Origin of the sequence: Catellatospora sp. NPDC049111 (assembly GCF_040648615.1) — a bacterium.
GTDB lineage: Bacteria > Actinomycetota > Actinomycetes > Mycobacteriales > Micromonosporaceae > Catellatospora > Catellatospora aurea.
Genome location: NZ_JBEZEB010000001.1, coordinates 248617 through 261660 on the forward strand (window position 1 = coordinate 248617; position 13044 = coordinate 261660).

Annotated in this window: 11 protein-coding genes; 7 read left to right on the forward strand and 4 right to left on the reverse strand. The window is 71.5% G+C overall.

The features are described from left to right. Window positions 1-31 precede the first annotated feature (31 nt). Genes AB0B66_RS01170 through AB0B66_RS01180 form a run of 3 tightly spaced genes read left to right on the forward strand, consistent with a single transcriptional unit; the run spans window position 32 to window position 2656 of the window. A complete protein-coding gene (locus tag AB0B66_RS01170; protein WP_360520931.1) occupies window positions 32-1030 on the forward strand; it encodes an ATP-binding cassette domain-containing protein in 999 nt (332 codons plus the stop codon). After that, window positions 1027-1866, forward strand: a complete 840-nt coding sequence (locus AB0B66_RS01175; protein ID WP_360520934.1) for an ABC-2 family transporter protein — start codon at window positions 1027-1029, stop codon at window positions 1864-1866. The genes AB0B66_RS01170 and AB0B66_RS01175 overlap by 4 nt, the downstream gene beginning before the upstream one ends. A 1-nt stretch (window position 1867) precedes the next feature. Next, window positions 1868-2656: an ABC-2 family transporter protein gene (locus tag AB0B66_RS01180; RefSeq protein ID WP_360520937.1), complete on the forward strand. Its 789-nt coding sequence runs from the start codon at window positions 1868-1870 to the stop codon at window positions 2654-2656. A 159-nt stretch (window positions 2657-2815) separates the two neighbouring features. Here AB0B66_RS01180 and prfA read toward each other — a convergent pair whose 3' ends face one another. Then, window positions 2816-3904 carry a peptide chain release factor 1 gene (gene prfA / locus AB0B66_RS01185; RefSeq protein WP_360520941.1) on the reverse strand — a complete coding sequence of 363 codons (1089 nt, stop codon included), beginning with the start codon at window positions 3902-3904 and terminating at the stop codon, window positions 2816-2818. A gap of 84 nt (window positions 3905-3988) precedes the next feature. Beyond that, a complete protein-coding gene (gene rpmE, locus AB0B66_RS01190; RefSeq protein WP_360520943.1) occupies window positions 3989-4213 on the reverse strand; it encodes a 50S ribosomal protein L31 in 225 nt (74 codons plus the stop codon). A 184-nt stretch (window positions 4214-4397) separates the two neighbouring features. Here rpmE and AB0B66_RS01195 point away from each other — a divergent pair, with 184 nt between their 5' ends. From AB0B66_RS01195 to AB0B66_RS01205, 3 genes are all read left to right on the forward strand, one after another. After that, a complete protein-coding gene (locus tag AB0B66_RS01195) occupies window positions 4398-5489 on the forward strand; it encodes a 2'-5' RNA ligase (protein ID WP_360520946.1) in 1092 nt (363 codons plus the stop codon). Then, complete coding sequence (locus AB0B66_RS01200) at window positions 5486-6391, forward strand: AAA family ATPase (protein ID WP_360520949.1); 906 nt, start codon at window positions 5486-5488, stop codon at window positions 6389-6391. The genes AB0B66_RS01195 and AB0B66_RS01200 overlap by 4 nt, the downstream gene beginning before the upstream one ends. 88 nt (window positions 6392-6479) lie before the next feature. After that, a complete protein-coding gene (locus AB0B66_RS01205; RefSeq protein WP_360520952.1) occupies window positions 6480-7067 on the forward strand; it encodes a Uma2 family endonuclease in 588 nt (195 codons plus the stop codon). 99 nt (window positions 7068-7166) lie between these two features. Here the strand turns inward: AB0B66_RS01205 and AB0B66_RS01210 are convergent, their stop codons facing one another. Further along, window positions 7167-10502 (reverse strand): phosphodiester glycosidase family protein, encoded by a 3336-nt coding sequence (locus tag AB0B66_RS01210; protein ID WP_360520955.1) that lies wholly within the window; start codon window positions 10500-10502, stop codon window positions 7167-7169. A 196-nt stretch (window positions 10503-10698) separates the two neighbouring features. On the opposite strand from AB0B66_RS01210, the gene AB0B66_RS01215 reads away from it, so the two are divergent. Then, on the forward strand, window positions 10699-10989 hold the full coding sequence (locus AB0B66_RS01215) for an alpha/beta hydrolase (protein ID WP_360520958.1): 291 nt from the start codon (window positions 10699-10701) through the stop codon (window positions 10987-10989). Window positions 10990-11051: 62 nt separating this feature from the next. On the opposite strand, the gene rho is transcribed toward AB0B66_RS01215, so the two are convergent. Further along, window positions 11052-12977 (reverse strand): transcription termination factor Rho, encoded by a 1926-nt coding sequence (rho, locus tag AB0B66_RS01220; RefSeq protein ID WP_360520961.1) that lies wholly within the window; start codon window positions 12975-12977, stop codon window positions 11052-11054. Window positions 12978-13044: the final 67 nt, after the last annotated feature.

Genomic DNA, 13044 nt, shown 5'->3' on the forward strand with positions numbered 1-13044 from the left:
CCCTCGCACGGCACGCTGACATGGTCGGCGCATGTCGTTGGTGGAGGCCCGTGGCCTGACGAAGATCTTCCGTCGGCCGGAGAAGGATCCGGGTCTTCGCGGCTCGCTGAAACATCTGGTGCAGCGCAGGTTCAAGGAGTTCCGGGCGGTGGACGGCATCGACCTGTCCATCGAGGCGGGCGAGTCCGTGGCGTACGTCGGGCCCAACGGAGCGGGCAAGTCCACGACGATCAAGCTGCTCACCGGCATCCTGGTGCCGACGGCGGGCACGGTGCGGGTGGCCGAGGCCGAGCCGCACACCGACCGGATGGTCAACGCCCGCAACATCGGCGTGCTGTTCGGCCAGCGCACCCAGCTGTGGTGGGACCTGCCGGTCCGCGAGTCGCTGGCACTGCTGCGCGACATGTACGACCTCAGCCCCGCCTTCTACCGGCAGCGCCTGGAACGCCTCGACGACGTGCTCGGCCTGGCCGACCTGCTGCCCGTGGTGGCCCGCAAGCTGTCGCTGGGCCAGCGCATGCGCGCCGATCTGGCCGCGGCGCTGCTGCACCAGCCGAAGATCGTCTACCTGGACGAGCCGACCATCGGGCTGGACATCTCGGTCAAGGACCGGGTCCGGCAGTTCCTGCGGGAGCTGCGCCAGGACGGCACGACGCTCATGCTGACCACGCACGACCTGGGCGACATCGAGGACGTGTGCGAGCGGATCGTCATCATCGACGAGGGCCGCAAGATCTTCGACGGTCCCCTGGCGGAGATGAAGGACCGCTTCGCGCGGGTACGCCGGATGCACCTCCAGCTGGCCGAGCCGACCCCGGTCGAGAAGCTCGCCGAGCGCCTGCCCGACGTCGAGGTCGTCGCGGGTGACAGTCCCACCGAGGTCACGCTGACCTTCGACCGGTTCACCCATACCGCCGGGCAGCTCATCGCAGCCGTGCTGGAGATCGTCGAGGTCGGCGAGCTGCACCTGGACGAGCCGGCCATCGAGGACGTGGTGCGCAAGGTGTACGCCGGGGAGCTGCTGCGATGAGCGAGCACATCCTGGAACTCGGCGCCCGGCGCGCGCGACGGGGTGCGGGCGTCAAGCCTTATCTCGGGCTGCTGCGCATGTCGACGCGGCGCATCCTCACCTACCGGCTGAACTCGCTGATCCTGTGGATCGGCGGCGCGACGTTCCTGGCCGGCTCACTCGCGGTGTGGCACGCGCTGCTGTCCGAGGGCGCGATCGGCGGCTACGACTGGCACCAGATGAAGGCCTACCTGCTGGTGGGCTGGGCGACCGCGTCCATCGGCTCGGCGTACGGCGACTGGTGGATGGCCTCGCGGATCTTCGAGGGCCACGTGGCCACCGACCTGACCAAACCGCTGGACTACCAGTGGGCCCGGTTCAGCGAACACATGGGCGGCCTGGCCACGGAGTTCATCGCGATCGCCGTCGCGGCGACGGCCATCGTGGCCTTCACTGGCGACCTGATCGTGCCCGGCCCGGCGCAGGCGCTGCTGTTCGCGGTGAGCTTCCTGCTGGTCGCGCCGCTGAAGTTCACCATCGCGTACATCACGACGATGGCCTGCTTCTGGACGCAGAACTTCATGGGCGTCTCCTGGGCCAAGGACGCGATCGTCACCCTGTTCTCGGGCGCGCTGATCCCGCTGGCGCTGCTGCCGGCGTGGCTGGCCGGCCCGGCCTCGGTGCTGCCGTTCGCCAGCATCACCGCCACCCCCGCCGCGCTCTACCTGGGCCAGGCCACCGGCTGGGAGGCCCTGCGGCTGCTGGCCGTGCAGGCCGCCTGGGTGCTGGTGCTGTGGTGGGGAGCCCGGCTCATCTGGCGGCGCGCGCTGCGCGCCCTCACCGTCCACGGAGGCTGACGTGCGTCGCACGCTGCGGATCTACCGGCGCAGCCTCGGCGCGCACCTGCGCGCGGTGCTGGAGTACGAGGCCGACTTCTGGGTGCTCATCGTCGCCGGGCTGCTGTTCCAGGTGCTCAACCTGATCTTCCTGAGCGCCGTCTTCGCCCACGTGCCGGCCCTGAACGGCTGGTCGTACCCGGAGGCGGTGCTGCTCGCCGGAACGTACGGCCTCGTCAACGGCCTCGGCCCGCTCTTCTTCGAGGGCACCTGGCGGCTCGCCGGGAAGATCAACCACGGCGAGCTGGACTATCCCCTGGTCCGCCCCGCCCCGGTGCTCACCCAGGTGGTCAGCGCGGGCATCGGCCTGCACGGCATCGGCGACTTCATCGGCGGCGGCGCGATGATCGCCTGGGGCCTGGCCAACTCCGACATCGACTGGAGCGCCACCCGCGTCGCCGGCGGGCTGGTGCTCTTCGCCTCCAGCGCCGCCATCCTGCTGTCGCTGATCGTCGTGGGCAACGCGGCGTCGTTCTGGGTCGGCGGCAACCACCCCGTCTTCGCGATGACCCTGATCCGCACCGGCGACATGGCCAAGTACCCGCTCAGCATCTACGGCCTGGCGGTCCGCGCGACCTTCACCGTCCTGGTCCCGTACGCCTTCATCAGCTACTTCCCGGCGTCGTGGCTGCTCGGCAAGGAATCCGCCTGGATCGGCCTGCTCACCCCGCTGGTCGCACTGTACTGCGTCTTCCTGGCCCGCCTCGTCTTCCGCCTCGGCCTGCGCCGCTACGACTCCGCCGGCCACTGACCGCCCGTGCCGGCCGCCACCCCGCCCGGCAGTGAGCCGGGCGCGGCACGCACCAAGGTCGTTCGACTTGCCAGGCAACTGGGCGAAAGCGCGTTCAAGATACGCACACCTGCCCGGCGAGTCGGATGATCTCGCTGGCGGCCGGGGGCGCGGCAGGGGTCAGGCGCGGGAGAGTTCGGTTTCGCCGGCCAGGCGGGCGGCGCGGTCGGCGGTGGTGAGGGCCTCGAGGACGCCGTCCATGTCGCCGCCGATGGCGAGGTCCAGGTTGTACGCCGTGTAGCCGATGCGGTGGTCGGTGATGCGGTTCTGCGGGTAGTTGTAGGTGCGGATGCGCTCGGAGCGGTCGACGGTGCGGATCTGGGCCTTGCGGGCGTCGGCCGCGGCGGCGAGGGCCTGTTCCTCGGCGAGCTGGGCGAGTCTGGCGCGCAGCATGCGCATTGCCCGGTCCTTGTTCTGCAGCTGGGAGCGCTCGTTCTGGCAGGTCACGACCGTGCCGGTGGGGAGGTGGGTGATGCGGACGGCCGAGTCGGTGGTGTTGACGGACTGGCCGCCTGCGCCCTGGGAGCGGTAGACGTCGATCTTCAGGTCACTGGCGTCGATCTCGACCTCGGTCTCCTCGGCCTCGGGCATGACCAGGACGCCCGCGGCAGAGGTGTGGATGCGGCCCTGGGACTCGGTCGCGGGCACGCGCTGCACGCGGTGCACGCCGCCCTCCCACTTGAGGCGGGACCAGACGCCGTAGCCGCCGTCGGGCACGCCGCGGGTCTTGATGGCGACCGAGACGTCCTTGACGCCGCCCAGGTCGGAGTCCTGGGAGTCGAGGACCTCGGTGATCCAGCCGCGGCGCTCGGCGTAGCGCAGGTACATGCGCAGCAGGTCGCCCGCGAACAGCGCGGACTCCTCGCCGCCCTCACCGGACTTGATCTCCAAGATCACGTCCTTGGCGTCGTTGGGGTCCCGCGGGGCGAGCAGCTCGGCGAGCTTCTCCTCCAGCTCCGGCAGGCGCTGCTCCAGGCTGACCGCCTCCGCCGCGAAGTCGGGGTCGATCGAGGCCAGCTCGCGGGCGGCCTCCAGATCGGCGCGCAGCGACTCCAGCTCGTGCGCGGTCTTGTGGATCGGGGTCAGTTCGGCGAAGCGCCGCCCCACCTTGCGCGCCGCGGCCTGGTCGGCGTGGATCGACGGGTCCGCCAGCCGCGCCTCCAGCTCCGCGTACTCGGCCAGCAGCGCGGTGAGCCGTTCGTTACTCATGTCCGAATCCTCACTCGACAGCGGTATGACCTGCAACAGCACAACGCCCGCTCCGTGGGTACGGAGCGGGCGTCGTCACGACAGCTACTTGGCGTCCTTCTTCTGAACCTTGGCGTACTTGGCCTGGAACTTGGCCACCCGGCCCGCGGTGTCCAGCACGCGCTGCTTGCCCGTGTAGAACGGGTGGCAGGCGCTGCAGGTCTCAGCGTGGATCGAACCGCCCTTGGCGGTGCTGCGGGTGGTGAAGGTGTTGCCGCAGGAGCACGTGACGGTGGTCTCGTTGTACTGCGGGTGGATACCGGACTTCATAGCCTCGGTCCTTTCGTTTTCATGGGCGCTGGGTCGCTGTCATCACTGCCGGACGCCCGTCCGGACAGCTCGGGCGTGAACCAGTCCCGGTGGCCGACTGACCAGTATGCCATCCGCCCCGATCGCGATCTTCAGCGGCTAACTCGGCTGCGTTTCGCGAGCGATTCTCGTAGCGTCTCCGGCCATGTCCCCCACCACAACAACGACCCTCGCCGCTGTCTTCCCGCCCGACGCCCTGGACCGCGCCATGGCCGAGGGGCTCGTCCGCGCGCAGACCCATCCGGAGCTGCCGCTGACGATCTACAACTACACGGAGAAGTGCACGTACGCGAACGCGTGGGACGAGGTGACACTGGCGTGCCGCGGGTTGATCTGTGATGCCGCCGGGACGGTGCTGGCGCGGCCCCTGGTCAAGTTCTTCAACCACGGGCAGCCGGGCGCTGCCGTGATCGGCCTGGACGAGCCGGTGGTGGTGACCGACAAGGCCGACGGCTCGCTGGGCATCGTCTACCCCACCCCGGACGGCCCGGCCGTGGCCACCCGCGGCTCGTTCGCCTCGGACCAGGCCAGGCACGCCACGGGACTGCTGCGCGAGCGCTACCCGCGCTGGTCGCCGCCGGCGGGCCTGACCGTGCTCGTGGAGATCATCTACCCGGGCAACCGGATCGTGGTCGACTACGGCGGCCTCAACGACCTGGTGCTGCTCGGCGCGGTGGAGATCGCGACGGGGCGCTCGCTGCCGCCCGGCGCGGTGGCCGGCTGGCCGGGCCCGGTGGTGGAGACGTTCGCGTACCCGACGTTCGAGCAGGCGCTGGCCGCCCCGGCGCGGCCGGGCCGCGAGGGTCTGGTCGTGCACGCGCTCGCCACGGACGCCCGCGTGAAGATCAAGTACACGGAGTACGTGCACCTGCACCGCATCGTCACCGGGCTGAGTGCCCGCGGCGTGTGGGCGGCCCTGGGCGAGGGCGCGACGGTCGCCGAGATCGCCGAGCCGCTGCCCGACGAGTTCCACGGCTGGGTCACCGAGCTGGCCACCCGCCTCACCGCCGGCCTCGCCGAGCTGGAGAAGCAGGTCGAGCAGGCGCACGACGAGATCATGGAGGGGCTGCCCGAGGGCTGGGCCCGCAAGGACTACGCCATGGTCGCCGGGCGGCACCCGCTGCGCGGATACCTGTTCGCGCACCTGGACGGCAAGCCGTACCGCCGCCAGCTGTGGGAGGAGCTCAAGCCCGACGGCGACGAGCGACCGCACGGCCGTACCTTCGACGACGAGTGACCACGACAGGAGCCGACGCGATGCCCACCCTCACCATCACCCGCGGCCTGCCCGGCTCGGGCAAGACCACCTGGGCCAAGGAGCAGCCCGGCGTCCGGGTCAACCGCGACGACCTGCGCCGCATGCTGCACGGCGGCAACCTCGGCGAGGGCTGGGCCGAACGGCAGGTGACCGTGGCGCAGCGGGCCCAGGTCGAGGCGCTGCTGAAGGCGGGAGCGGACGTGATCTGCGACGACACGAACCTGCGCGCCAGGGTCGTCCGCGAGCTGGCCGAGCTGGCGATCGACTGCGGCGCGCAGGTGACCGTACGCGACTTCACCGACGTGCCGCTGGCCGTCTGCCTGGAGCGCGACGCGGCCCGGCCCGCGGCCGAGCGGGTCGGCCCCGAGGTCATCGAGGGCATGCACGAGCGTTACCTCACCGGCCGCCGCGAACCGCTGGTGCTGCCGCAGCGCGGCCCGCGCCTGGTCTACGAGCCGAAGCCCGGCCTGCCCCGGGCGGTGCTGGTGGACCTGGACGGCACGGTCGCGCTGATGGGCGACCGCAGCCCGTACGACCACACCCGTGTCCACCTCGACCTCCCGCACCAGCCGGTGATCGATGCCGTCCGCGCCCTGCACGCCGCGGGCCACACGATCGTCTACTGCTCCGGCCGCGTCGACGCCTGCCGTGACTCCACCGCCGCCTGGCTCGACAAGCACGTCGGCGTCCCGTACGCGGCCCTGCACATGCGCGAGACCGGGGACCCGCGCAAGGACTCCGTGGTCAAGCGCGAGATCTTCGACGAGCACATCCGCGACACCTGGTACGTCGTCGCCGTCCTCGACGACCGCAACCAGGTCGTCCGCATGTGGCGCGAACTGGGCCTCACCGTCTTCCAGGTCGCCGAGGGCGACTTCTGACCCGAAGGAAGGGCACCTTGCCATCGCTATTGGTAGTGGAAGGTGCCCTTCCTAACATGGATGGACAGACATAGGTCGAGAGGACGAGATGACCAGGCCGTCGCCGAAGGTCGCCCAGGACGGGGCGCACATCACGCTGCCGAGCGCGGTGACGGTAACCCCTGACGAGTACGACGCCCTGCCCCCGGATCCCCGGATCGAGCTCGTGGACGGAGTGCTGCACGTCATGACGCCTCCCACAGCCCGGCACCAGATCGTCATGATGAGGCTCGTCACCAGCCTGCTCCGCCGGTGCCCGGAGCACCTGACCGCGCTGCACGAGCAGGAGATCCGCATCGCCGACGACCACCGGCGCAATCCCGACGTGCTGGTGGTGCGCCAGGACGCGGTGAACCTCGACTGGTTCAGCTTCCCGCCCAAGGCCGTGCTGCTCGCCGTCGAGATCGTCAGCCCCGGCACGCAGACCGCCGACCGCAAGCACAAGCCCGCCGAGTACGCCGACGCCGGCATCCCCTGCTACTGGCGCATCGAGCCGCTGCCCGAGCTGGTCGTGCACACCTACCAGCTCGACGAGACCGACGTGTACGAGTCCACCGGCGTCTTCCATCCCGGCGACGTCATCACCGTCCCCCGCCTCGACTGGGCCACCATCCCCGTCACCGACCTCATCCCCTGACCGGCGCGGCCCCGCTCCCCTGTCGCAACTCTTGAAGACTTGCGGCCCCAGGAGCTTCCTGAGGCCGCAAGTCTTCAAGAGTTGCTGCTCGAGGGCGGGTCAGGGGACGGTGATCGTGGTGGTGGCGGTGACGGCGTTGACCGTCACGGTGAGGGTGGCGGTGCCCCGGCGCAGGGCGGTGAGCCGGCCGGTCGCCGGGTCGTACGCGGCGACCGCGTCACGCGGAGCCGTCCGCGCCGGGCCGATGTGGACCGTGCCCGCCCAGTCCGCCGAGACCGGGTAGGCCACCGGAACAGCCCGGCCGGCCTGGGTGACCACGGCCGACACCGGCCCGCTCGCGCCGACCGCGAGCGTCGCGGGCGCGGTCAGGTCGAGCGCGTCCACGTGCGGGCGGATCTCGGCGTGGAACCAGTCCGCCACTCCGGCCTGCGGGAACAGCCGAGGCACCAGCCACTCCAGCGGGCTGACCGGGTCGACGCCGACCATGGTCCAACCGGTGAAGCCGCCGTCGGCGGGCGAGGTGGACGGCGCCTTGCCCGAGTTCCCGTTGATCAGGTACGCCACCCCGTCGACCTCGCTGGCCGCGAACGTGCCGACGTGGCTGTTCACCATGGCCGCGCCCTTGCCCGAGGACCACTGGAAGTCGGCCAGCCAGCGTTCCACGGTGGCCACCTCCTTCGCCTCGGCCAGCTCACTGGCCTGGACCGGCGTGGGATCCCGGGGTGGATGGTGGAAGAACACCGCGACCGAGCCGATCGCCGGGTCGTCGGCCGCCTCGTCCAGCGCCTGGCGCAGCATCAGCACCTGGTCGAACCCGCCGCCGCGCAACGTGCCCTTGGCCGAGTCGAGCATGATCAGCCGGGTGCCCCGGTGGTCGACGACGCGGTGGGTCTCGCCGAACACGGCCCGCCAGTTGTCCAGGTTGCCCGGTCCCATGATCTCGTGGTTGCCGGGCACGTAGTAGTACGGCAGCGCGCCGCCGAGTTCCTCGTCGAGGATCTGCTTGGCCAGCGCGATGTCGGCGGGCGCCGCCTCGTCCACGAAGTCGCCGTTGATGACGAGGAAGTCCGGCGCGGCGGCCTTGATCTCGCGCAGCGTGCGGCGGGCGTTGCGGACCAGGTCGCTGTCCGGGTTGCGGGCCACGAACTGGGCGTCGGACATGACCGCGAAGCGCCACGGCTCGTCGGCCGCCGCGCCGTCGCGGATCACGAAATCCCGCTGGTACGCCGGGTCGGCCGGGACGTCGATGGTGGCCGGGAGCTTGACGGCGAGGTCGTCGATGACGATCGCGTTGGTGTAGGAGGCCTCCGGTTTGATCTCCGCGGGGTAGAACCAGCGGAACTTGAGCGGGTGCTGCAGCCCGGCCGGGACCGGAAACTCGATCTTCTGCCAGCCGGTGCCGGTGAGGTACGGCCCGCTGAACGCGGGGACGAGCGCGCCGGTGGCGTCGTACACCTGCAGCCGCGCCCACTCGCCCCGCCCGGCCTCCGGGTTGACCCACATGCTGACCGCGAGCGGCTGCCCCGGCAGTTCGATGAGCGCCGGCGGGGTCGCGTACGAGGTGCGGGTGCCGGTGGACTGGGTGAAGTCGTACGACATGCGCAGGCCCAGCCCGTCGTGGCCCGGCACGGCGGAGACCGCGCAGGTCGCCCGTGCGGTGGTGCACTTCCACGCGGCGGCGTCGTCGAAGTTCGCGACGACCACCTCGCGCGAGCCGACGGTGACGCCGACCCGTGTCGTCTTGCCGTCGACGGTCAGCTCGACCACGGTGCCGCCGTCGGCCTTGCCGGTGACCCGGAAGCCGCCTGCCCCGTCCGGGGCGATGTCCACGACTGACGTGTCGTAGCCGAGCCGGACCTCGTCGGCCTCGATCGGCGCGCTCAGCGCGTCCCGGTCGAAGCCCAGCACGCCGAAGCTCCCGGTGCTGCCCGTCCCGGCCAGCGACAGCCGCCCGGTGGTCGGACTGATCCGCTCCAGCCGGTTCAGCACGGTCATGGTGAGCTGCCCGGACGCCGATCCGCGGTACGCGGTGACGGTCGCCTCGCCCGGCAGCAGCCCGCGGAAGGAGCCGTCGACGACGCGGCCGGACAGCGCGGGGAACACCTTCCAGGACGGGGTGCCCGCCGCGGGGCCGTAGGTCTCGTCGTACCCGGCCGCGGTCAGCCGCCGGGAGTGCCCGGGGAAGACCCGGTCCGGCCGTCCCCCGCGTACGTCGTTGAGCGTCGGCGCGGTCATCGGGGCCGTCGCGGTCTCGACCCAGTAGCCGCTCAACCGTCCGGTGCCGACCGGCGACAGCACCGCGAGGCCGTTGGGCGTGGGCCGCTCGCTGCCGTCCGACGGCGCGTTCTCGATCTGCGGCGCGGCCGTGCCGGGCTCGCGGGCCAGCAGCGTCGACGAGCCGCCGCCGTCCAGGTTCAGGGCGTCGTGCGCGCCCAGGCGCTGCATCATCACCGCTAGGTCGCGCAGGGTCAGGCCGTGGCTGTCGGCCTGCCGGCCGTCCACGGTGAGCAGGTACATCTTCGTGCCGGTGGCGTCGAAGCCGACCGCGCTACGCGGGTTGTCGCTGTCCACGACCGCCCCGTCGGCAAGCTGCCCGCCGCGCACCAGCCACGCGTTGCCGCCGATGGCCGTGGTCAGCTCGCCGCCGTCGGAGCTGCGCGGGCGGTAGGCGACCGCGACCCGGGTGCCCGGGGTCAGCGCCGCCAGCGCGTCCGCGCCCGCCTCGCGACCGAGCAGCACCTGGGTGCCCTCGGCGATCGCCCCGCTGCCCGGTGTCGCCGAGACGGACTCGACCGCCCCGTCTCGCAGCACGACCTCGGTGACCCGGCCCGCCCCGGTCACCGGCCGGGTCCGGCTGAAGTCGCCCCACAGGCCGGTGTACACCCCGATCGCGTTCGCACCAAGGACGTGCGTGTTGAAGCCACTCAGCGCGAGCGCAGCGCCGCCGTCGGGGGTGGCCGTGCCCTCGAAGTACACCTCGACCAGGCGGCCCACGTCACCGGCGGTGAAGCCGACGGCCTTGTGGTGACCGGCGATCGGGGCCTGGATCAGCTCGCCGCCCTGGATGCCGACGCCCTGCGCCGCGCCGGAGTTGTTGATGTCGAAGAAGTCGCCGTTGACCGCGCCGACGACCCGCTTGTCGTCGCGGGCGGCCAGCTGCTGCGACAGCGGCTGGGTTGCCGCGACCGCGCCCGGGAACACGTAGTCGACGGTGGCGCTGCCGGACAGGTCCACGGTGAGCGCGTCGGCGCGCAGGAAACCGCGGGCGTCGTACCGGTCGAACGAGGTCAGGGTGACGCCGGGCGCGACGGGCCGGGTGCTGGTCGGGGTGTCCACGTAGTCGGGTCCGACCACGACGCCGCCGTCCTGCCCCGATCCCGCCGGGGTGGGCAGCGCGGCCGCCGCAGGCTGTGACAGGGCCGTTCCGGCGGTCACGGTGAGCGTGGTCAGGGCTATGAGCAGGGGATGTATCCGCCTTCGCGAAGGCACGGTTCCTCCCGGGGGTGTGGGGTGCTGCCGCCAGTGCAGTCCCCTCCGGAGAGGCGCGCGCGGCAGTGCGGATGCCTGAAGGAAAACTTCAGACAAACAATAGATCCCGAAAGGTAATTGCACATCCCCCGATCTCGGGCCGTTGTCCGATCCGGGCACGAGCGCCGACGAGGGCCTGGTCATGGCGGTGACGCAGAAGGCACCCCTGGCCTCCACGTTCGGCGGCACGGTCACCGCCCCGGCCTGGCGGGCCAAACCCACCTGGTACCCGGTCTCCACCCAGGACCGCATGATCAACCCGGACAACCAGCGCCGCATGGCCGAGCGCATTGGCACCCGGCGCACCATCGAGCTGGACGCGGGCCACGCCTCGCCGGCCTCACAGCCCGGCCCGGTCACCGACCTGATCGTCGAGGCGGCCGAGGCGGGCTGAGCCCGTACACACGAAAGGGCCGGCACCTCGCGGTGCCGGCCCTTGCCGTCTGTTCGCTCAGGTCACTCGCCGGGAGTGGTCTTCGCGATCTGCATCAGGAACTCGATGTTGGTCCGGGTCTGCTTGAGCTTGTCGAGCAGCAGGTCCAGGGCCGCCTGCGAGTCCAGCGAGTGCAGGACCTTGCGGAGCTTGTGCACGATGACCAGCTCCTCCGGCGCCAGCAGGATCTCCTCCTTGCGGGTGCCGGACGGGTCGATGTCGATGGCCGGGAAGATGCGCTTGTCGGCGATCTTCCGGTCGAGCTTGAGCTCGGCGTTACCCGTGCCCTTGAACTCCTCGAAGATGACCGTGTCCATCATGGAGCCCGTCTCCACCAGCGCCGTGGCGAGGATGGTGAGCGAGCCGCCGTTCTCGATGTTGCGGGCGGCGCCGAGGAAGCGCTTGGGCGGGTACAGCGCGGTCGAGTCGATACCACCGGACAGGATGCGGCCGGAGGCCGGCGCGGCCAGGTTGTAGGCCCGGCCCAGACGCGTGATCGAGTCCAGCAGCACCACCACGTCGTGACCCAGCTCGACCAGGCGCTTGGCCCGCTCGATCGCCAGCTCGGCGACGGTGGTGTGGTCCTGCGGCGGCCGGTCGAACGTCGAGGCGATGACCTCGCCCTTGACCGAGCGCTGCATGTCGGTGACCTCTTCAGGCCGCTCGTCGACCAGCACGACCATCAGGTGGCACTCGGGGTTGTTGTTCGTGATCGCGTTCGCCAGCGCCTGCAGGACCATGGTCTTGCCGGCCTTGGGCGGGGACACGATCAGCGCACGCTGGCCCTTGCCGATCGGCATGACCAGGTCGATGACCCGGGTGGTGAGGATGTGCGGCTCGGTCTCCAGGCGCAGGCGCTCCTGCGGGTACAGCGGAGTGAGCTTGTAGAACTCGCCACGGCGGCGGGCCTCCTCGGGCTCCATGCCGTTGACGGTGTCCAGGCGCACCAGCGGGTTGTACTTGTCCCGCCGCTGCTCGCCGTCGCGGCTGGCCTTGACGGCGCCGGTGATGGCGTCGCCGCGGCGCAGGCCGTACTTCTTCACCTGCGACATCGACACGTAGACGTCGTTGGGGCCGGAGAGGTAGCCGGTGGTGCGCACGAAGGCGTAGTTGTCCAGCACGTCCACGATGCCGGCGACCGGCACGAGCACGTCGTCCTCACCCACGTGCGGCTCGCCGCCGCCGCCACCGGCCGCGCCGACGGTCTCGCCGCGCTCGCGGCCACGTCGGCGGTCGCGGAACCGGCTGCGCCGGCCACGACGGCCGTCGCCGTCCTCGTCACCGTCGAAGCCACCCCGGTCCGGACCGCGGTCATTGCCACGGTCGCCACCCCGGTCGGCGGCACGCTCGCCGCGCTCCTGGCGGTCGCCGCGCTCGGCACGCTCCCCGCGCTCGGGCCGGTCACCGCGCTCAGGACGCTCGCCCCGCTCGGCGCGCTCGCCGCGGTCGGCGTTGCGCTCTCCGCGCTCGGCCCGGTCGCCTCGCTCGGCACGGTCGCCCCGGTCGCCTCGCTCAGCGCGCTCGCGGCGGGACTCGCGACGGTTCTCGCGGCCCTCCGCCGGCGCCTCCGCCTCACCACGGGGCTCCGGAGCGTTGCGGCGGCTACGGCGCTCGCCCCGCGGCTCGGTGCCCTCTGCTGCTGTCGGCGCGGACTCGCCCGCCGCCTCGCGGACCTCGGCCCGCACCTCCTCACGAGCCGGTGCGGCGGCCGCGGCGACGTCAGCACGGGGGCGCGGTGCGCCACCGCCCTGGCTGGCCGTGATCGCGGCGATCAGCTCGCCCTTGCGCATGCGTGCGGTGCCCGTGATACCCAACCCCGCTGCCATGGTCTGCAACTCGGGCAGCAGCTTCGCGGAGAGACCGCTGCCGGCGGAGCGGCGGCGCCGGCCGGTGGAGGCGTCGTCAGCGACGTGGGAGACATCCGACGTCATGTCGGTGGTGTCGCTCAATGGATTCCTTCCCTCGATTGGCCGGGGCAGCCCGGGTCTTCTTACGACAGTTGGCGGCCGGGCGGCC